Raw genomic sequence first — 19,912 nt, 5'->3', positions numbered from 1 at the left:
AAGGAAAAATTGGAAGTGATGATAAAAAATGGTTTTAAAAAAGAATAGAAAATGAATTCCAAGGAAATAAGAGAAAAATTTATTAATTATTTTATCGAGAAAGACCATAGAGTTGTGAAGAGCTCATCCCTTATACCTTACAAAGATCCAACCCTTCTGTTTGTAAATGCAGGGATGAATCAGTTTAAAGAAATATTTCTGGGTCTTGAAAAATCTGAGTTTAAAAGAGCTGTTTCAATACAGAAATGCATGAGAGTGAGTGGAAAACACAATGATTTGGAACAGGTGGGAAAGACTGATTATCATCATACATTTTTTGAAATGCTTGGAAATTTTTCGTTTGGAGATTATTTCAAGAAAGGAGCAATTGAATATGCATGGGAGCTTCTGACTTATGTTTATAAAATTCCATCAGATAGACTTTGGATAACAATTTACAACGAAGATGAGGAATCTTTTAATATCTGGCAGAAAGACATAGGGATTTCAGGAAGAAGGATTCTGAGATTTGGAGAAGATGATAATTTTTGGGCAATGGGAGAGACCGGACCTTGTGGACCCTGTTCTGAAATCCATTATAGTTTTGTTGATACGGATAATTTTGGAGAAGAAGGAAATTTTATCGAGTTGTGGAATTTAGTTTTTATGGAATTTAACCGTGATCAATCGGGAAATCTTTTAAAACTGCCAGCGCCTTCAATTGATACTGGAATGGGAATGGAAAGACTTGCTTCAGTTCTGCAAAATGTGAAAAGTAATTTCTATACCGATTTGTTCAGGCCGATAATAGATTTTATATGTGAAATCACAGAAAAAGATTTTCCTTCTGATTCAAAAAGTGATGAAGCGATAAGGGTTATAGCAGACCATACAAGGGCGATTTTGTTTTTAATTGGTGATGGTGTAATACCCTCGAATGAAGGAAGGGGTTACGTATTAAGAAGAATTATAAGGAGAGCTTTCAGATACGGTAAGAATTTCAATATTGAAGAGCCGTTTTTATTCAAAATATTACCGATAGTAGCTGATGTAATGAAAGGTTTTTATCCGGAAATTGTTTCATCCCTTGATTTTATAACCAAAGTTTGTTTTTCTGAAGAGGAAAGGTTTAATTTTACCCTAAACTCCAGCTATAAATATTTGGAAGAGTATATAGAAGAGGCAAAAATTTCAGGTCAAAATATAATTAGAGGAGATAGAGTTTTTAAACTTTATGATACTTTCGGGTTTCCTATTGAACTTGCCAAAGAGATAGCTGAAGAACATGGAGTGAAAATTGATGAACTCGGATTTGGAAAAGAGCTTTTAAATCAGAAGAAAAGAGCAAGGGCTTTCTGGAGAGGCGAAGAGAAATCACTGAATAAAGAGAAATATAAAAGTTTAAAAAATTTTGAGGTAAAATACATCGGAGATGAAAACCTTTATTATGATAATTCCAGGGTAATAGCTCTGTTTAGAGAAAATAAAAGAGTGGTTGAATTGGATGAAGGAGAAGAGGGAGAAGTGATTCTGAATATTACTCCCTTTTATGGAGAAGCTGGGGGTCAGGTGGGAGATAAAGGAAATTTGAAAAAAGTTGATTTTTACGCTGAAGTTTTGGATACACAGATTCCAGTTGGTAAGCTTTATGTAAATAAAATCAAAATATTAAAAGGAAATTTAAAAGAAGATGATGTAGTTGAAGCAGAGGTAAGGATTGATTTAAGAAAAGATACTGCAAAGAATCATACAGCGACTCATTTGCTCCACTATGCGTTGAGAGAGGTTTTAGGACTCCATGTAAAGCAGACAGGTTCTCTTGTTTCTTCTGAAAAATTGAGGTTTGATTTTACCCATTTTTCATCTCTTTCTCCTCGAGAAATCGAAAAAATTGAATCAATTGTGAATGAGAAAATAATGGAAGATATAGAAGTAAGAGTCGAGAATAAAACTTATGATGAAGCAATCTCTGAAGGTGCAATAGCAATTTTCCAGGAAAAGTATGGGGAGAATGTGAGAGTTTTAAACATTGGAGGTTTTAGTAGAGAACTCTGCGGAGGAACCCATGTTGAAAGGACTGGTGAAATTGGAATGTTTAAAATTATAAGTGAAAGCTCAATCTCTGCTGGCGTGAGAAGAATAGAAGCTCTAACAGGAAAAAGTGCTTTAAAATGGATTCAGAAAGAATTTGACCTGATTCAAAATTTGGCTAGTTCGTTGAATGTATCAAGGGAAAACTTATCTGAGAGGATCAGATTTTTTCAGGAAAATTTAAAAGAAAAAGAAAGGGAACTTGAACTTATAAGGGAAAAAATTATTAAGGAAAAAATTAAGAGTTTAGTTTCTGAAGCAAAAGAAATCAAAGGAAAGAAGGTCATAATAAAAGTTCTGGATGATTTCTTGATTAATTCTGAGGCGTTGAGGAATATTGTGGATGGTATAAAAATTAATATAAAAAGTGGCATCATTATTCTCGGAATAGAAAAGGATGGGAAAGTTCATTTGATATTATCGATAACGAAGGATTTAACATCGGTTTTAGATGCTTCAGAATTGATAAAATCAATTGCTGGGTTTGTTGGAGGAACAGGCGGAGGAAGGAAAGACTTAGCAGAAGCTGGAGGAAACAGACCTGAAAATCTTAGCAAAGCTTTCTCTGAAGCTGAAAAAATGCTGAAGGAGATGCTTTGAACGGGAGGCTCGCCGCAATCCCGTCCCTTTAGGGGCGGGTCAAGGCGAGTAATATCAATGATAAAATACCTTACCGTCGAAGAATCCTCGCCATTTATGGCGGGGTTCTTTAAAAAAATTATTTTTTTCCTGATTCCATTACTTATCTCCATTGAATGTTTTTCTGAAATAAAAGTTTTTAAAGATAAGAATGGAGTCCTGGTTATAACAAATTCTTCTTATAAAGCTGATTATTCCATAACTTCAAAATTTAACATGAAAGATAATGATTATTTGAATAAATTAATAGATGAAATATCCAAGAGAGAAGGAGTAGATTCCAAGTTGATTCATTCAATAATAAAAACAGAATCTAATTACAATCATAATTCCATATCAAAGAAGGGAGCAGTAGGAATCATGCAGTTAATGCCTGAAACAGCAAAAAAATATGGAGTGAAAAATATATATGATTTACGAGAAAATCTTAAGGGTGGAATAAAGTATTTTAAAGATTTACTCAATGAATATGAAGGAAATGTGCCTTTAGCTTTAGCAGCTTATAATGCAGGAAAGATCGCTGTTGAGAAGTACGATGGCATTCCTCCCTACGAAGAGACGAGAAATTATGTAAAAAAAATTGTTAGCGATTATGGAAAGGATAAAATAAGGTTAAAAAAGACTCTGTATAAATATTATGACCAAGAAGGCGTACTGAATATTACTGATAGCCCTCCTCTTCCCGGAAAATACAAAGGAAGAGTAGAGATTTTGAATTGAAAGTTTAATTTAACTTTTCTGAGTCGAAATTGTAGGGGATGGTTGCCCTCTTATAAAATTAGTATTTTTAGGTCATCCTTCCTCATGAGCTTTTCACTACAAAGGAGGAGGGAATTATTTCAAATTTAGCAGGAAGCATTCCAGGTTGTTCTCCGTCTAAATCTAAAAGGATTTCTTCATCTTTTTCAGGAAATACTTCTATCTCTTTTTCCCTGAAAAAACTTACTTTTGGATGGGATAAATGAGTACCTCTCATTAGTTTGACACTGTTCTTTAATATCTCCCACAAAGATATATCTTCTACAAGAATGAAATCAAAGTAGCCATCATCAATTTCTGCATACGGTGCGATTTTCATGTTGCCTCCGAATATCTTTCCATTAGCTACAGCTCCAATAAAGTAATTACCTTTTAATTCACTTTTACCCATAAGTATTTTAACATTTTTGCTTTTATAATGTAGAGAAGCATAAAGAAGACCTTTCCAGTAACACCATTTACCCCTCTTTTTATAATCTTCAAAATTTACTCTCTTTACAATCTCTCCTCCGATTCCGAAATCTGCCACATTTAAAAAATAACGGACTATCCTGTCACCACTTTTATCATAAAAAGCTACTTTTCCTATATCTATTTTTTTATTTTTTGCTTCTTTTAGTATTCTTATGGATTCTTTTATTTTCTTTGGGATGTTCAGGTTTTTAACAAAGTCATTTCCTGTTCCAGAAGGGATTACCCCTAACGAAGCTTCAGGGTTTATCATTCGGTCATTTTCCATAAATCCATTAGCTATCTCGTTTATTGTTCCATCCCCTCCAACTCCAACGATCAACTCATAACCATTTTTTATTGATTCTCGAGCTATTTCAGTAGCATGAAATGGTTTTTCAGTAAAAATAAATTTGAAATCCTTAATGATATTTTTTAAGGCTTCCTTTATGTAGTTCCATTTCTTTTCAGTTTTTCCTTTTGAGGATATTGGATTTACAATTACCTGAGTCTTTAGATACATATTATACAGATGGGACTGGAGGCTGGGGCAGCTCTTTCTTTTTGAATAGAGCGGCTCCTATCAATCCTCCAAGGGCTCCAAACATTGCAAAAAGAATCATATTGAATATTAAACCTATGAAAAAAAACGGAAGAGTATTGATTGAAAATTTTCCTATACCTTTATAGAAATCATCAAATCCAGGTGGCATCCCTTCTCCGCTTATTTCCATTAATCTTGCCACTATTCTTCCGACGTATTTTGCATTTAATGACTGGAAGGGAATATGAAGTATTGCTGATATTATTGCCCCAAATAATCCACTCAATATACCTGTTAGTGCTCCGTCTCCTGATTTAACGATAATAGGGGATTCTTTTGTGAGAATGTATGAAGCAATCATTGCACCGATTATAACCCATAGACAACAAACTATATTGAAGATCCCTATTCCAGGAAGCCCAGATAATACGCCAGTAAATACTCCTCCTATCAATGCTGGCTTTAATAAATCTGGCTTTTTTTCCATACTTTTTCCTCCTTATTGTTAAAGATGTAAAGAAAAGAGGGGATTAGATAAAAAGGAATGATTAAGCCAAAAGATAACCCCGAAATCATTCTTAACAAATTAGAATTCCATAACTTTAGAATGTAACCTGAATATTCTAATGCCATTGGGATGGTCGCTAAAATGATCAATTTTAACTCTGGGAAAACAATAAATTTTCTTTTCAAAATGGGGAGGAATAAATTGCCAAGAAAGAATCCGAAATAAATGCCAGTGCATCTGGAGCATACTGCCAATGGAAAATTAAACAGAAAGAATGTTCTCTCTGGTTTCTGATGGCAAACGTTTGAGAAAAGTATATATATTGAAGGTGATTTAAATTTATTCACAACGATTGGAGCATAAAATATCAAAAAAATTATAATAATGGAAAAAGACAACAAAAAAACATAGATTACAGCTTCTTTTTTCACTCCGATTAATATATTTAAAAAAAACATTAATGTAAAGCATTTTATTTTAAAAGTTTTAGTGGAAGAAAAATTAACTTACTTTTACATATTTACATTTGATTTTTTGGGTGAAAGATGATAAAAATCACATAAAATGAAGAAAGAATTGATACAAATTTTAAAAGAGAAAGTTCTTTTAGCTGATGGAGCTATGGGTACATATTTACTACAGAAAGGACTTTCTCCTGAAGATTCCAGAGAATTTCAAAATATAATTAATCCAGATTTAGTTTTTTCGATCCATAAAGAATACATAAATTCAGGAGCTGAAATTATAGAGACAAACACTTTTGCTGCCAACAGTATTAAACTTAGAAAATTCAATTTAGAAAATAGGATTAAAGAGATTAATGAAGAAGGAGTTTTAATTGCCAGAAAAGCAGCAGGAGAAAATGTTTTTGTAGGAGGTTCGGTGGGTCCCCTTGGAGTCTTATTGAGACCTTATGGAATTTTCTCATTTAATGATTTGGTAAAGATGTTCAAGGAGCAAATGATCTATTTAATCGATGCAGGTGTGGATTTTCTGATAATTGAAACAATATCAAGCTTATTAGAGGCAAGAGCAGCACTTCTTGCTGCTAAGAGCATAAGGGATATTCCTGTGATTGTTCAGATGACTTTTACAGGGGATGGAAAAACAAAGTTTGGAGATGATTTAATTAACTCTCTGGATGAGCTGAAGTCTCTTGGAGCAGATGGGGTAGGAGTGAACTGCACAATTGGGCCCAAAGAATCTTTTGAGATAATTACTCCATATCTTGAAAAATCAGAAAATCTTTTTTCGATAATGCCGAATGCTGGTTATCCAACCATTTTAAAAGGTAAGACAGTATACCTTTCTTCATCCTTTTATTTTAAAGAATATGCTTCCTTATTCCTTGAGAGCGGAGCTAATATTATAGGCAGTTGCTGTGGAACTACTCCTGAGCATACAAAAGCAATGGCTGAAGTAGTACTCAATCAAACTCCGCGAAAAAGAAAGGGAAGAGTTTATGTAGAAGTTATTGAGGAGAAAGAGGAGAAATTAGAACAGAAGATAGTATATTCAAGACTAAAAGAAAAGCTGGGAAAAGAAATAGTTTATACTGTCGAGATAGACCCGCCTAAAGGGCTTGATTACTCAAAGATGCTTCGTGGAACAGAAAGTCTTTCTAAGATTGGAATAGATGCTGTAAACATTGCTGATAATCCAATGGCAAGAATGAGAATGAGCTCCATTGCATTAGCCCATCTCCTTCAAGAAAAAACGGGCATCGAAGCAATTCTTCATTTTACGTGCAGGGATAGAAACCTTCTGGGTATTCAATCAGAGCTTCTTGGAGCATCTGCCCTTGGGATAAGAGCAATTTTAGCTTTAAGGGGTGATCCTGCTGAAATTGGTGATTTTCCAAAAGCAACTTCTGTTTTCGATATAGATACAATTGGATTGATAAAGCTTATAAAAGGATTGAATCAGGGAAAGGATCTTGGAGGAAATTCAATTGGAAACCCCACTTCCTTCTTTGTCGGGGTTGCCGTGAATCCTTCTTCTCCATCAATAGATGCTGAGATAAGACGATTTGAAGAGAAGGTTGAAGCAGGTGCAGATTTTGCCCTTACGCAACCTCAATATGATGAAAAAGTGTTTGAGAAGTTTATAAGTTGTATAGAAAAATTTAAGGTTCCGATTATTTTAGGGATTCTTCCTTTAAGGACCTCTAAACATGCTGAATTTCTGCATAACGAAGTTCCAGGAATTTCTATTCCAGAAAGAATTCGCGAGAAATTGAGAAAAACGCCTGATGAAAAACAACCTGAAGTTGGAAAAGAGATAATTTCTGAATTTATAAAAAATGTAAAAGGAATGATTTCAGGTTTTTATTTCATGCCTCCTTTCGAAAATTTTAACCTTATAGCAGAACTTATAGAAAAGATAAAAAGTTCAGGATAAAGAGGTCAAACCTCCCCTTCGCTCAGATCTCCTCCCATAAAAATTTATTATTCTAATTGTAAGTCTTAATTTGACAGAATAGGAGCTGAATTCTATAATTATTCCTGAATAGAATGGAATTGTACAATCTCAAAGTTGATAAAATAATTGAGGATGCTTTAGAGGAGGACATCGCGGAAGGAGACATTACAACAGATTCAATTGTTCCCGAAGATTCAAAATCAAAAGCATCGATAATAGCAAAAGAAAAAGGAATATTAGCAGGTATAGAAATAGGTGAAAGAGTATTTTTGAAGATTGATAAAAATGTAGTTTTTAATGCATTTTTTAAAGATGGAGATTTGTTTAATCCAGAAGATAAAATTGCTGAAGTCATTGGAAAAACCAAAGTTCTGTTAAAAGGTGAAAGAGTTGCCCTCAATTTTCTCCAGAGACTTTCAGGAATAGCCACTATTACAAGGAGTTATGTAGATAAATGTAAAAATTATAGAGCGAAGATCATGGACACGAGAAAAACTACTCCTGGTTTAAGAGCACTTGAAAAATATGCTGTGAAAATGGGAGGAGGAGAGAATCACAGGTACAATCTTTCCCAGATGATTCTTATAAAAGAAAATCACATATTTGAAGCTGGCGGTATCTCTGAAGCAGTTCTCAGAGCCAGAAATAAAAATCCTCTATTAAAGATAGAAGTTGAAGTAAAAAATTTTAATGAGCTTAATGAAGCGTTAAAACATAATCCAGATATTATAATGCTTGATAACTGGAAAGTTAAAGATATAAAAAGAGCTGTTGAAATTGTTAAAAAAAAGGTTCCCATAGAGGTTTCTGGCAATGTAAATCTCGATAATATTGAAGAAATTGCTTCTACAGGTGTGGATTTTATATCGGTTGGAAAGCTAACCCATTCGTATAAATCTATTGATATGAGTATGATAATTGAGGAGAAGTTTTCCTGATGGAGATTGAAGAGATAAGAAGGTTATCCAAAGAAGAGATATTCAGAAGAATCGAAAAAATAAAAGATGAATTGGGTAAAGATCTTGTTATTTTAGCTCATTATTATCAAAATGATGATATTGTAAGATGGGCAGATTTTCAGGGTGATTCTCTAAAGTTAGCCCAGTATGCAGCTTCTCAAGAAGATGCTAATTATATTGTTTTCTGTTCTGTTAATTTTATGGCAGAAATGGCCAGATTGTTAGCAAAACCTTATCAGAAAGTGTTACACCCAGAATTCAAAGCAAAATGTCCTCTTGCAGAAATGGCTGATGTTAAAAAGGTCAAAAAAGCATGGTCCGAGTTGAATGAAATCATAAGGGATGATGTAATACCGATAACATACGTTAATTCCACAGTAGAGTTAAAAGCTTTCTGCGGAGAGAACGATGGATTAGTATGCACTTCCGCTAATGCTCCAAATGTGTTTAAATGGGAGTTAGCTAAAAATAAAAAAATTTTCTTTTTTCCGGATGAGAATCTTGGGACAAATACATCATTAAAATTAGGATTCAGAAGAGAAGAAATTCTAACATGGGAGCCTAATAAAATATATGGAGGAAATTCTGAAAAACAAATAAAGGATTCGAGAATATTTTTATGGAAAGGCTTCTGCTATGTTCATTTGGTTTTTACTCCTTTCCATGTTGAAGAAGTAAAAGAAAAGTATAAAGATATAAAAGTCATTGTTCACCCTGAATGTTTTCCTGAGGTTTGTGCTTTATCCGATTCTGTAGGCTCAACAAGTTTTATCAAAAAGACAGTTGAACAAGCTCCGCCAGGTAGTAGTTGGGCTATTGGAACTGAATGGAATCTTGTAAATAGATTAAAAAATGAAAACATAGATAAATTTATAATTCCTTTGGCAGAGAGTAGATGTTCTCAAATGGCAAAAATAAATTTGGAGAATTTCCTTTTTACCCTTGAGAGTATTTTAACAGGAAGGCTGGTTGGTGAAGTTATAATTTCTGAGGAAATAAAAAACTGGGCTGAAATATCCTTAAGGAGAATGTTAGAAATCAAAATTTAATCATGAACAGCTCAGAACAAAAGCTCTATGCTGACGTTCTTATTATCGGAAGCGGAATTTCAGGATTGTCAGCAGCAATTGAAGCAGCAGAAAGGGGATTAAACATAATCTTGATAAATAAAGAAAAGGATTTTTTCGAATCAAATACATATTATGCTCAGGGAGGAATAGTATCTTTAGGAGATAATGATAACCCTGAGTTTCTTTATAACGATATCATGGAAGCTGGAGATGGAATATCTGACCCGAAAGCAGTTAGATTATTTGTAGAGTTAGGGCCACGACTTGTAAAGGAATTCTTGATAAATAAAATTGGCGTTCCATTTTGCAGGTCTGAAGAGGGAGAATTCAAATATACTCAGGAAGGCAGTCACTCAAGGAGAAGAATTTTATATGTCCATGATGTTACAGGTAAGGCAATAGAAGAAAAATTAATCGAACATCTTGAAAGATATAAGAACATAAAAATCTTAAATTCCCATACCGCTATAGACCTCCTTACGCTACCCCATCATTCTAAAAACCCTCTTGCAATTTATAACGAACCGGAGTGCATTGGAGCATATGTGCTTGATAATTTAACCGAGAAAGTAGTTACAGTATTTTCACAGTACACAATTCTTGCTACAGGAGGATTGGGCAGAATTTATCTTCATACAACGAACCCTAAATGTGCAAATGGAGATGGATTCGCTATGACAGCAAGAACAAACGCAAGATTGATTAACATGGAATACATTCAATTTCATCCAACCTCTCTGTACCATAGAGATTCAGAAGGATTTTTAATATCAGAAGCTTTGAGAGGGGAAGGCGCAAAGTTGAAAACAAGGGATGGAAAGACATTCATGGAAAATTACAGTGAGCTTAAAGATCTTGCTCCAAGAGATGAAATTTGCAGAGCAATTTATGAGGAAATGATAAAAAGAGGCGACAATTATGTCCTTCTGGATTTAGCCTCATATGCCAAGTTTGATGTAAAAAAGAGATTTCCAAATATATATAAATACTGCCTTGATCTGGGAATAGATATTACAAAAATGCCAATCCCCGTTGTTCCAGCTGCTCATTACTCATGCGGAGGGATTAATGTTGATTTATGGGGAAGAACCTCTTTGAAAAATCTGTATGCAGTGGGAGAAGTTTCTGCGACAGGACTTCATGGAGCAAACAGACTTGCGTCCACATCCCTTCTTGAGGGGTTAATATGGGGGATAAGAGCAGCTCAACATATTTCAGAGAACTTTGAGAATAAAAAGAGCTATAGAGAATCTGAAATTCCCTCCTGGATATTTCCTGAGAAGGAGGAAGAGGTTGATCCAGCATTGATTCATCAGGATTGGATATCTATCAAATCTACAATGTGGAATTATGTGGGAATAATAAGAACAACAAAAAGACTTGAGAGAGCTCGAGCAGACCTCGAGTATCTGAAACACAGAATTGAAGATTTTTATAAGAGAGCTCACCTTAGCCCATTAATCATTGAACTTAGAAATGGAATCCAGGTGGCTCTGCTTGTGACATATGCAGCTTTAAAAAACCGTGTAAGCCGTGGAGCTCACTACATCAGCTCTTAGAATTTTACTTAATCTAATAAATGAGAGGCCAACCATCCCCTTCGCTCAGAAGATGGCTGGCCTCTCATTATTTCCTTGACTAATTAAAGCTAAAATAATATTATTTTAAGTTCATGGATAAGAAATTTGTAAAAATAGTCCTGCTTCTTTTTTTCATTAACACATTCTTATCTTTTCCAGAAGAGGAGAAAATTGTTGAAATTTCAGCTTCGATCAAGCCTTACCGAATTATGAGAGGAGAGGGAGGGAAGATAATTCTTAATATGAGATTAAAAAAGGGAAATTATATAAGTTCTGCTCCTTTGCTGAATATCGAAATAAAATCTAATGATGGATTAGCATTCTCTAAGAATTTTTACACATCATCGGATTTAAACATTCCTGTAATAGAGAAAGATGGTATAAAGATTCTTGATGTAAAATCACATTTTGAAATTCCTTTTAAAGTAAAGGAAGAAGCCAGACCCGGATTTAAAAAAATAGAGATGGAAATCAAGTTTTTTGTATATTCTCTAAAGAGTAATCTTTGCATTAAATATTCCAATAAAATTTCATCAGGTTATTACATAAGGAGCAAGATTTTTCGAAAGAAAATCTCCTAAAAATAATAAATGAACAAAAGGTTTCTCAGTTTTCTTGTTTTATACTTGTGTGGAGGTACAATGATAATTGATGCTCATTGGAATTATCTGGATAAATTGAAAGTAGAACAGTCTCAGTTGAAAAATGGCCTGAAGATATTTATGCTGGAGAACCATTCTTTACCGATTATAAGTTTCTACACCTTTCTAAAAGCCGGCTCAAGGAATGAAAAATCTGGTACTACTGGCATTTCTCATTTTTTAGAGCATATGATGTTCAATGGATCAGAGAAGTATGGTCCAAAAGAATTTGATTTAAAACTGGAATCAAACGGAGGATATTCCAATGCTTATACTTCAAATGATTGGACAGCTTACTTTGAAGAATTTCCTCCTTCAGCTCTGGAATTGGTAATTGATATGGAGTCTGATAGAATTTCCAAACTTCTTCTTGATAGAAATTCAATCGAATCCGAAAGGGGTGTCATAAAGGAAGAGAGAAGATTACGAACTGAAAATTATCCTGCAGGTAAGCTTGAGGAGGAACTGTATGCGATTTCCTACAATTCTCATCCATATCAATGGCCTGTTATAGGATGGATGAGAGACTTAGATTCGATTAAATATGAAGACCTGAAATATTACTATTCCACATATTATTCTCCCAACAATGCTTTTATTGTGATTGTTGGAGATTTTAACAGTGGAGAAGTTTTTGAATTGATTAAAAGACATTATGAAAACATTCCTCTTCAACAGATTCCTGAACGAAAAATAACTCTGGATGAAGAACAATTAGGGGAAAGAAGAGCCAAAGTGACAAAGGATGTGGAAGTATCTTCGTTTATGATTGGATATCATGTGCCTGATTGCAAAAATTCTGATGTATATGCCCTCGATCTTTTACAGATAATACTGGCTGGAGGAAAAAGTTCAAGGCTTTACCAGGAGATGATATTAAAAAAGATGTTGGCAATTTCAGTTTCGATAGATTTTCCATGGAGAATCGATCCTTCGTTATTCATTTTTTATGTTCAGATGAGACCTGATAAGGAAAACAGAGAAGGTGAAGAAATTATTTACAGGGAGATTGAAAATGTGAGAGAAAATGGAGTCAGAGAGGGTGAGCTCCAGAAAGCAAAAAATATAATATTGACAGGATTTATTAAAAATTTTCAGACAAATAATTCGACAGCCAACGTAATAGGAACTTATGAAATACTTTTCGGAAGCTGGGAAAAAATCAAAGAAACTTATAAAAATTATGATAGGATAACATATGAAGATATAAAAAAGGTTGTGGAAAAATATTTCAACGAAAGAAACAGAAACGTGGTTGAAATGCTACCTGAAAAAAAGAATAAGAAATGAAGAAGTTATCAGTAATTTTTTTTATACTTTTAACTTTTTTTGTTAGGATGATGGCAAATTCCTCAGAAATTAAAATTCCTGAATGGCATAAGAAAGTCTTAAAAAATGGGGTAAAGTTAGTATCTCTGTATACTGAAAAAATACCAATGGTATCGATAAATTTAATAATTCCCTCGGGAAGTGCTTTAGATCCACCAGGAAAAGAGGGGTTAGCCAGATTGACAGCAAGAATGCTTTTGAAGGGAACTAAAAATAGAGACGAAGAAAGAATTGCTTTTGATGTGGAATTTCTTGGAGGCTCTCTTGAGACATATTCTTCTCAGGATTATTCAGCAATCTCAGCAGAATTTATGTCTAAAGATGTATTAAAAGCTATAGAAATTTTTTTCGATGTATTACTGAACCCGATATTCCCTGAGGAAGAATTTAAAAAAGAAAAAGAAAGAGCAATGGATTTATTAAAACAGGAGAAAGATAATCCGAGCTTAATAGCGTCAAAAGAATTTTTTCAATTCTTATTTAAGGATCATCCTTATGCCCATTCATCTATTGGGAGCGAAGAGACAATAGAAAAAATTAAATTAGAAGATGCTATTGATTTTTATAAGAAAAGATTTATTCCAAATGGCTCTGTTTTTGTTATAGTTGGAAATTTTGATAAATCTTCAATAGGTAAAATTGAAAATTCTCTAAATATGTGGAAGGACAGAAAGACCGGGTTAGAACCAATTAAGAAATTAGAAGAGATATTAGAAAGGAGAATATTGATTGTAGACGATCCTGATCAAACCCAGAGCCAGATAAGAATAGGAAGAATTTCTTTTGTATCCAAAAAAGATCCTGATTTTCCTGCTGCTGTTTTGGCTAATACAATTCTTGGAGGAGGATTTACATCAAGATTGGTAAATGAGGTGAGAGTAAACAGAGGTCTTACTTACGGTATCAATTCGAGTTTTGTTAATTATAAAAGTGGAGGAGTATTTCTCGTTTCTACATTCACAAAGAATAAATCTACCCTCGAGACAATAAAAATAATCATCGATGAGCTGAAAAAATTTAAAGAAACTTCTGTTACAGATGCAGAACTTGAAGGTGCAAAAAATTATATAACTGGACAGTTCCCAAGGGGATTAGAAACCAACAATAAGCTTGCTTCCCAGATCGGAGAGATTGAATTCTTCAACTATCCGCCAGAGATATTGAAGAATTTTTTAACTGAAATAAAAAAGGTCACTAAAGATGATATTCAGAGGGTTTCCCAAAAACATTTTGATTTAGGAAACTTTACTCTTTTAGTTTTAAGTAATGCAAAAGAGGTAGAGGAAGATTTAAAGGAACTTGGAAAATACGAAGTTAAGAGGATGAAATAAATGGAAGAATATCAGATAGACCCGGTCAGAAATAAAAAAGAATTGAAAGAATTTATTATGCTTCCATGGAAAATATATAAGCATGATCCATTTTGGGTTTCTCCTCTTATAATTGATCAGAAAGAAATGTTTTCAAAAGAGAAACACCCTTTCCATAAACATTCTGAAGTTGAACCTTTTATTTGCAGAAAAGATGGAGAACCTGTTGGAAGAGTGGTAGCCATTTTAAACAGAAATCATAATAATTTTCATAATGAAAGAACTGCCTTTTTTGGGTTTTATGAAAGTTATAATGACCCAGAGGCATGCGGCTTCCTTATAAATCATGTGAAAAATTGGGCAAAAGAGAGAGGAATGGAAAGGATACGGGGACCTATGAATTTTTCTACCAATGAAGAATGTGGGCTCCTTATAGAGGGATTCAATCTTTCACCTGTCATCATGATGACCTACAACCCAAAATATTACATTGATTTATTTGAATCAAATGGTCTAAAAAAAATAAAAGAACTTTTCGCATGGAGAATAGATAAATCTCTCAAATTTCCAGACAAATGGACAAGAATTGTAGAAACATTGAGTCATAAAGAAAAAATAAAAATCAGAAGTATCAACATGAAAGACTTTAAAAATGAATTGGAAAGAATAAATATTATTTACAATGATGCCTGGAGTAATAATTGGGGTTTTGTTCCAATGACGGATGAGGAATTCAATTATTTAGCAAAAAAATTGAAACAGATCGTTGATCCAAGGTTGGTTTTCATAGCTGAAGTGGAGGACGAGCCTGCAGGATTCTCATTGGCTCTTCCTGATGTAAATGTTGCCCTTAAAAAAATAAATGGAAGGCTTCTTCCATTTGGCATTTTAAAGTTAATGAGAGAGTTAAAGAAGGTTAAAAAAATTAGAGTCATTACCCTCGGCGTAAGGCAAAAATTCAGATTTTTAGGCATAGATTCTGTTTTTTATTATAAAACCATCACAGATGGTATAAAAATAGGTTATGAAGAAGCTGAAATGTCATGGGTTCTTGAAGATAATGTTGTGATGAACAGATTGCTTGAAAAACTGGGAGGTCAAATTTATAAAAAATACGCTATCTATGAAAAAGAAATTTAAAGCCAACTGTTTTCTTTGTACCATTGAACGGTATTTTGTACGCTTTTCTCCAAATCATTTTCAGCCTGAAAGGAAAGGATTTTTTCAGCTTTTTTTGTGTCGCATGTCCAGTATGGATACCTCATCTCTTTGAATTTATCGAGTGTGAAAATAGATGGAGATTTTTTAAAATTATTGAGAAAGGTTGAAATCGAAGCTGCAATGTATACAAAAGGAGTTGGAAATTTTAATTTGATTGTTTTTGTAGGGTTTAGATATTTTACAAGAATGTTTAAAAATTCATCGAGAGAAAAGGACTCTGTATGAGCAATATTTATAATTTCTCCAGATTTAACGTATTTTTCGGCGGAGAGAAAAATTCCGTTTACAAGGTCGGAGATGTAGCAAAAGCTATAAAATTTTCTTCCCCATCCAATATACGGAAGGAATCCTTTGTTCACCATTTTAAAGAAAATGTATGTATCCTTATCTCTTGGACCGAATATAGCAGGAGGTCTGACTATTACAACAGGGAATTTCTCTTTGTAAAGAATTACCTGATTTTCTGCCATAAACTTGCTGAGACCATATTTGCTAACAGGTTGAGGAACATCGTCTTCTCTTTTTGGAGTTCCGTCAAGAGAAGGTCCTGCTGAGGATAAAGTTGAAACATGAATAAATTTTTTTGGAGATATGTTATTTTTCTCAATGATTTCAAGAAAACTTTTTGTGCCCATAAAGTTTATCCTCATAAAATCATTTTTTTTAGTTTCTTTGGTGATTCCTGCTACATGAAAGATGTAATCAATATCTTTTGGCATCGAAGGGATGTGGAATAAATTGCCCTCTACGAATTCGATATTTTTATTTTTTAACCACTTTGGGTTTTTGATATTTCTTATGAGCGCATATACTTTAAAATTATTTTTTAAAAGCAAATCAATCAAATGGCTTCCAATAAAGCCAGTTCCACCTGTTACAAATGCGTTCATAGAAAAGAATTTTATTTTAATTAATTATATCAGTCAAACTTGATTAGTCAGGAGGGAGAAATGGATATATTTGAAAAATGCGCAAAGTTTACAAGACCACAAGAGGCACAAGCTATCGGCATGTATCCCTATTTTACTCCCATTGAAGAGGCAAGGGGAAACAGGGTAAGAGTAAACAACAAAGAAATGATAATGGTTGGTTCTAACAATTACCTTGGTCTTCTGGATCATCCAAAGGTGAAAAAGGCTGCCCAGGATGCAGTCGAAAAATATGGAGCGAGTACCTGTGGTTCAAGGTTTTTAAACGGAACGATAGATTTACATATTGAGCTGGAAGAAAGGCTTGCTAAATTTATGGAAAAGGAAGCTGCTCAGTGTTTCAGCACTGGTTTCCAGACAAACCTGGGATGTATATCTGCAATCGTGGGAAAGGATGATGTGATTATAATAGATAGGGCAGTTCATGCATCTATCATAGACTCTGCAAGACTTTCATACGGAGAAGTTTACAAGTTTAGACATAATGACATGGAAGACCTTGAAAGAGTTCTTTCAATGCTCTCTGATGGAAAAGGAAAATTAGTTATAGTGGATGGGGTGTTCAGCATGGAAGGAGATTTATCCAACCTTCCTGAGGTAATCAGATTATCAAAGAAATATGGAGCAAGGGTTATGGTAGATGATGCCCACGGGGTTGGAGTTCTTGGAAAGAAGGGAAGGGGAACTTCAGAACATTTTAATCAATTGGATGAAGTGGATATCATAATGTGTACTTTTAGCAAATCTTTTGCTTCTTTAGGAGGGTTTATCGTTGCAAGAAATGATGTTATTTCTTATGTAAAGCATTTCGCAAGGTCATTGATTTTTAGCGCCTCGATTACTCCATCTTCAGCAGCGGCAGCTCTTGCTGCCCTTGACATTATTGAAAATGAACCTGAAAGAAGAGAAAGATTATGGAAAATAACTGAAAGGATGAAAAAAGCTTTTAATGAGATGGGTTATAACACGGGAGAAACTGAAACTCCGATCATACCGATTATAATCGGTGATGATGAGAAAACATTTGCCCTGTGGAAACTTTTGAGAGAATTTGGAATATTTGCTAACCCGATAATTTCTCCAGCTGTTCCTCCTGGAAGGTCATTGATAAGAACATCATATACTGCTACCCATACAGATGAAGAGTTGGAGATTGTTTTAGATGCTTTTAAAAAAGCAGGACAGATGTTGGGCTTAATTTAGAACTCCTTATTAGAATTCATAGCTTCGTCAGCATTTTTTGAATCCTTTATAATCTTCTTTACTTTATCCAGATGCACTTCTATATCCATTTTCTCCTCCTGATTAATTCAATTAATTCTTTTCCTCACCATGAAGTAACTCTTTTGTCAGAATAGATTGAATTTCATATTTTAGTTGATTTAAAGTGATTAGTAAATGGGAAATTTAAGATTAGAATGTATAATAAAGCCTTTTCAAGAAAACAATCTACAGATCCAATACTTTTTTAATATATCTCTCAGTATTTGATTTCCTAAACTAATTGAGAAATTAATTTGACAAGTTAAATTCTAACTGCTTAAATAGAAAGCCTCAAAGGGGAAAATAAAGGATGAATCATTCATCAAAATCTCTCATGGAGAAACTCCTCTCTCTACAGAAATCTGAGAATTTCTTAGAGATTCTACTTTTAGATTATCTCAAAAGATTTATTCGTATCGCTGATGTATCATTTGGCTCATTTTTTATATTTAAAAAAGAAAAAAATGATTTCTCCCTAATTACAATGAAAAAAATAGGAGAGTATGAGAAAAAAGAGAAAATCCTCAAAAGAATGGAAGAGGAAAGAAAAAAAGGAATAATCCCTCATGTCATTCATACAATGAAACCATACATAACAAATGACTGTGAAAAAGACCCATTTCATGTATCATTTAGAAAAGAAAAAATACTCTCAGAGATGGTAATTCCATTTGATATAGATCAAGAAAGAATAGGAATTTTAGTTCTACCCTCCATGAGGAAAAACCACTTCAAAGAATCCCATCTAAAAAGAATTTTGCCTCTCATAAACCAATTTCTCTTTGATTATCTTTTCCTCTTAGAGTTTTTTAGATACTTAAAAGAGAAAAAGGGATTTAAGAAAGATTCATATTATATCAGACAAGGCTCTCCAAATATTATTTTATACAATTGTAGTGCTACAATTATGAATTCCATAAAAAACATACTAAATTCCTTTAACACAATCGATACTTATGAAATAAAAGAAATGCTAAAAATTTTAGAAGAAAAACCAATTGAATTTATCCTCATGGATTGTAATTTCAAATGCCACTCAAACAGATGTTGGAACCTTTTCCATCTTCTTAAAGGAAATTCCCAAACTCCCCTTGGGATAATAAGACAATTAGGGATAAAGGAATTAAAGAAAGATATCCTCTCCAAATCCTTCCTCTGCTCTTTCTTCCATAATGAAAACCTCGCCCAAAAGCAGAAAAACATAATGGATCTAATAAAGAAATCAAGATACTATGGGTGTTCTCCTCAATTTGGAATTCATGAGAGTCAAAATCTCTATAGAATTGCAAAAATTCAAAGATCTTTAATTGAAGAACCATTCCATGAAACCAGAAGATCTTTTCTGGCGAGAAGCGTTAATCTCTCTCCTTCACATCTCTCATACATTTTTAGGAAAATAACTGGCCAATCCTTAGAAGAATTTTCAATCAAAGTTAAGATGTGTCACTCCCTTTGGATTCTTCTTTCTGAGGATAAGTCTGTAAAAGAAATAGCGCTAAGCAAAGGATACCATGATCCCCTTTCTTTCACAAAGTGTTTCACCAGAATATTTGGATTTCCCCCTTCTTCTATCAGGAAAAAATCATAATTTCTTCTTATCATCTAACATAAAGCCATATTTTCGAACATAAAGCCATACGATTTTTCTTGAAAAGTACTTCAAGATATTTTATTTAGAGAGAGGCTGTTCAAAAATAAATAGGGTTTTATGAGGAGCTTTGAAGTGAAAATAAAGTTAAAGCAATTTGAAAAGCAAGTAAAATTTAGGCTCTTCGCAATAAATCCTCAAAATCAAAGTTGCGGTAGACAAAAAAGCGAAAGGTCCGGAAAACATTTATTTACAATAAATTGCAAATTTTTAAACAGTCTAAAACTATTATAGGAGGGAAAAAATGATAAAAGCAAAAAGAATTTCTCCGTTATTGGCAGTTACAATATTCATGTGGTTTTTGATCATCGTATTTAGTGCTCTGCCAACATTATCACTTGAAAAGGCCGGTTATGAATGCTATGAGATACGGGGTTGTACGGGAAACATGGGATGTGAGGGTGATGTAGCATGGCATGTTGAATGTGATCTATATTGTCAGACGGGCGGAACTCAGGTTCAGATTAAATGTCCCAAAAAATAATTTAGACAATTAAAGACAACTCATTTTCTTAAAAATAGCGAGATGAAGGAAAAAATTCTTCAGATATTTCCCTTTAATCAATAAGTG

17 protein-coding genes are annotated in these 19,912 nt (G+C 33.5%); 13 read left to right on the top strand and 4 right to left on the bottom strand.

The window, feature by feature from the left end; all coding sequences use genetic code 11:
* The first annotated feature begins 51 nt into the window (after window positions 1-51).
* Entirely contained in the window at window positions 52-2,670 is a 2,619-nt protein-coding gene (gene alaS, locus AB1410_08850) for an alanine--tRNA ligase (GenBank protein ID MEW6456802.1), read from the top strand.
* A 57-nt stretch (window positions 2,671-2,727) separates the two neighbouring features.
* Window positions 2,728-3,429 (top strand): lytic transglycosylase domain-containing protein, encoded by a 702-nt coding sequence (locus tag AB1410_08845; GenBank protein ID MEW6456801.1) that lies wholly within the window; start codon window positions 2,728-2,730, stop codon window positions 3,427-3,429.
* 82 nt (window positions 3,430-3,511) lie between these two features.
* On the opposite strand, the gene AB1410_08840 is transcribed toward AB1410_08845, so the two are convergent.
* Genes AB1410_08840 through AB1410_08830 form a run of 3 tightly spaced genes read right to left on the bottom strand, consistent with a single transcriptional unit; the run spans window position 3,512 to window position 5,428 of the window.
* Window positions 3,512-4,441 (bottom strand): diacylglycerol kinase family protein, encoded by a 930-nt coding sequence (locus tag AB1410_08840; GenBank protein MEW6456800.1) that lies wholly within the window; start codon window positions 4,439-4,441, stop codon window positions 3,512-3,514.
* 1 nt (window position 4,442) lies between these two features.
* Complete coding sequence (locus AB1410_08835; GenBank protein MEW6456799.1) at window positions 4,443-4,949, bottom strand: hypothetical protein; 507 nt, start codon at window positions 4,947-4,949, stop codon at window positions 4,443-4,445.
* Window positions 4,925-5,428: a DUF2085 domain-containing protein gene (locus AB1410_08830; protein ID MEW6456798.1), complete on the bottom strand. Its 504-nt coding sequence runs from the start codon at window positions 5,426-5,428 to the stop codon at window positions 4,925-4,927. The genes AB1410_08835 and AB1410_08830 overlap by 25 nt, the downstream gene beginning before the upstream one ends.
* 106 nt (window positions 5,429-5,534) lie before the next feature.
* Here AB1410_08830 and AB1410_08825 point away from each other — a divergent pair, with 106 nt between their 5' ends.
* The 8 genes from AB1410_08825 to AB1410_08790 all read left to right on the top strand — a co-directional run bounded on the left by AB1410_08825 (window position 5,535) and on the right by AB1410_08790 (window position 15,420).
* Window positions 5,535-7,370 (top strand): bifunctional homocysteine S-methyltransferase/methylenetetrahydrofolate reductase, encoded by a 1,836-nt coding sequence (locus AB1410_08825; protein MEW6456797.1) that lies wholly within the window; start codon window positions 5,535-5,537, stop codon window positions 7,368-7,370.
* 113 nt (window positions 7,371-7,483) lie between these two features.
* The gene (gene nadC, locus AB1410_08820; GenBank protein ID MEW6456796.1) at window positions 7,484-8,329 is read left to right on the top strand and encodes a carboxylating nicotinate-nucleotide diphosphorylase; all 846 of its coding nucleotides are present in this window, start codon (window positions 7,484-7,486) and stop codon (window positions 8,327-8,329) included.
* Entirely contained in the window at window positions 8,329-9,399 is a 1,071-nt protein-coding gene (nadA, locus tag AB1410_08815; protein ID MEW6456795.1) for a quinolinate synthase NadA, read from the top strand. Before nadC ends, nadA begins: the two co-directional genes overlap by 1 nt.
* A gap of 2 nt (window positions 9,400-9,401) precedes the next feature.
* Window positions 9,402-10,979 carry an L-aspartate oxidase gene (nadB, locus tag AB1410_08810; GenBank protein MEW6456794.1) on the top strand — a complete coding sequence of 526 codons (1,578 nt, stop codon included), beginning with the start codon at window positions 9,402-9,404 and terminating at the stop codon, window positions 10,977-10,979.
* A 113-nt stretch (window positions 10,980-11,092) separates the two neighbouring features.
* Window positions 11,093-11,581 carry a hypothetical protein gene (locus AB1410_08805; protein MEW6456793.1) on the top strand — a complete coding sequence of 163 codons (489 nt, stop codon included), beginning with the start codon at window positions 11,093-11,095 and terminating at the stop codon, window positions 11,579-11,581.
* A gap of 60 nt (window positions 11,582-11,641) precedes the next feature.
* The gene (locus tag AB1410_08800) at window positions 11,642-12,931 is read left to right on the top strand and encodes a pitrilysin family protein (protein ID MEW6456792.1); all 1,290 of its coding nucleotides are present in this window, start codon (window positions 11,642-11,644) and stop codon (window positions 12,929-12,931) included.
* Window positions 12,928-14,301 carry a pitrilysin family protein gene (locus AB1410_08795; protein MEW6456791.1) on the top strand — a complete coding sequence of 458 codons (1,374 nt, stop codon included), beginning with the start codon at window positions 12,928-12,930 and terminating at the stop codon, window positions 14,299-14,301. The genes AB1410_08800 and AB1410_08795 overlap by 4 nt, the downstream gene beginning before the upstream one ends.
* Entirely contained in the window at window positions 14,302-15,420 is a 1,119-nt protein-coding gene (locus AB1410_08790; protein ID MEW6456790.1) for a hypothetical protein, read from the top strand.
* Here the strand turns inward: AB1410_08790 and AB1410_08785 are convergent.
* Window positions 15,417-16,391, bottom strand: a complete 975-nt coding sequence (locus tag AB1410_08785) for an NAD(P)-dependent oxidoreductase (protein MEW6456789.1) — start codon at window positions 16,389-16,391, stop codon at window positions 15,417-15,419. The genes AB1410_08790 and AB1410_08785 overlap by 4 nt on opposite strands.
* A gap of 60 nt (window positions 16,392-16,451) precedes the next feature.
* Here AB1410_08785 and AB1410_08780 point away from each other — a divergent pair, with 60 nt between their 5' ends.
* From AB1410_08780 to AB1410_08770, 3 genes are all read left to right on the top strand, one after another.
* Window positions 16,452-17,633 carry a pyridoxal phosphate-dependent aminotransferase family protein gene (locus tag AB1410_08780; GenBank protein MEW6456788.1) on the top strand — a complete coding sequence of 394 codons (1,182 nt, stop codon included), beginning with the start codon at window positions 16,452-16,454 and terminating at the stop codon, window positions 17,631-17,633.
* A 370-nt stretch (window positions 17,634-18,003) separates the two neighbouring features.
* A complete protein-coding gene (locus AB1410_08775) occupies window positions 18,004-19,281 on the top strand; it encodes a helix-turn-helix domain-containing protein (protein MEW6456787.1) in 1,278 nt (425 codons plus the stop codon).
* A 304-nt stretch (window positions 19,282-19,585) separates the two neighbouring features.
* Window positions 19,586-19,825, top strand: coding sequence for a hypothetical protein (locus AB1410_08770; protein ID MEW6456786.1), 240 nt, complete (start codon window positions 19,586-19,588; stop codon window positions 19,823-19,825).
* The last annotated feature ends 87 nt before the right edge of the window (window positions 19,826-19,912 follow it).

This window comes from Acidobacteriota bacterium (assembly GCA_040756905.1).
GTDB lineage: Bacteria > Acidobacteriota > Aminicenantia > JBFLYD01 > JBFLYD01 > JBFLYD01.
Note: the sequence above shows the minus strand (reverse complement) of the source record. Positions and strands in the feature narration are given on the sequence as shown.

Coding starts and splice junctions, on each gene's coding strand:
- AB1410_08795 (MEW6456791.1), top strand. CDS start 12,928: ATGAAGAAGTTATCAGTAATTTTTTTTATACTTTTAACTTTTTTTGTT.
- AB1410_08840 (MEW6456800.1), bottom strand. CDS start 4,441: ATGTATCTAAAGACTCAGGTAATTGTAAATCCAATATCCTCAAAAGGA.
- alaS (MEW6456802.1), top strand. CDS start 52: ATGAATTCCAAGGAAATAAGAGAAAAATTTATTAATTATTTTATCGAG.
- nadC (MEW6456796.1), top strand. CDS start 7,484: ATGGAATTGTACAATCTCAAAGTTGATAAAATAATTGAGGATGCTTTA.
- AB1410_08770 (MEW6456786.1), top strand. CDS start 19,586: ATGATAAAAGCAAAAAGAATTTCTCCGTTATTGGCAGTTACAATATTC.
- AB1410_08800 (MEW6456792.1), top strand. CDS start 11,642: ATGATAATTGATGCTCATTGGAATTATCTGGATAAATTGAAAGTAGAA.
- AB1410_08805 (MEW6456793.1), top strand. CDS start 11,093: ATGGATAAGAAATTTGTAAAAATAGTCCTGCTTCTTTTTTTCATTAAC.
- AB1410_08835 (MEW6456799.1), bottom strand. CDS start 4,949: ATGGAAAAAAAGCCAGATTTATTAAAGCCAGCATTGATAGGAGGAGTA.
- AB1410_08830 (MEW6456798.1), bottom strand. CDS start 5,428: ATGTTTTTTTTAAATATATTAATCGGAGTGAAAAAAGAAGCTGTAATC.
- nadA (MEW6456795.1), top strand. CDS start 8,329: ATGGAGATTGAAGAGATAAGAAGGTTATCCAAAGAAGAGATATTCAGA.
- AB1410_08825 (MEW6456797.1), top strand. CDS start 5,535: ATGAAGAAAGAATTGATACAAATTTTAAAAGAGAAAGTTCTTTTAGCT.
- AB1410_08785 (MEW6456789.1), bottom strand. CDS start 16,391: ATGAACGCATTTGTAACAGGTGGAACTGGCTTTATTGGAAGCCATTTG.
- AB1410_08780 (MEW6456788.1), top strand. CDS start 16,452: ATGGATATATTTGAAAAATGCGCAAAGTTTACAAGACCACAAGAGGCA.
- AB1410_08775 (MEW6456787.1), top strand. CDS start 18,004: ATGAATCATTCATCAAAATCTCTCATGGAGAAACTCCTCTCTCTACAG.
- AB1410_08845 (MEW6456801.1), top strand. CDS start 2,728: ATGATAAAATACCTTACCGTCGAAGAATCCTCGCCATTTATGGCGGGG.
- nadB (MEW6456794.1), top strand. CDS start 9,402: ATGAACAGCTCAGAACAAAAGCTCTATGCTGACGTTCTTATTATCGGA.
- AB1410_08790 (MEW6456790.1), top strand. CDS start 14,302: ATGGAAGAATATCAGATAGACCCGGTCAGAAATAAAAAAGAATTGAAA.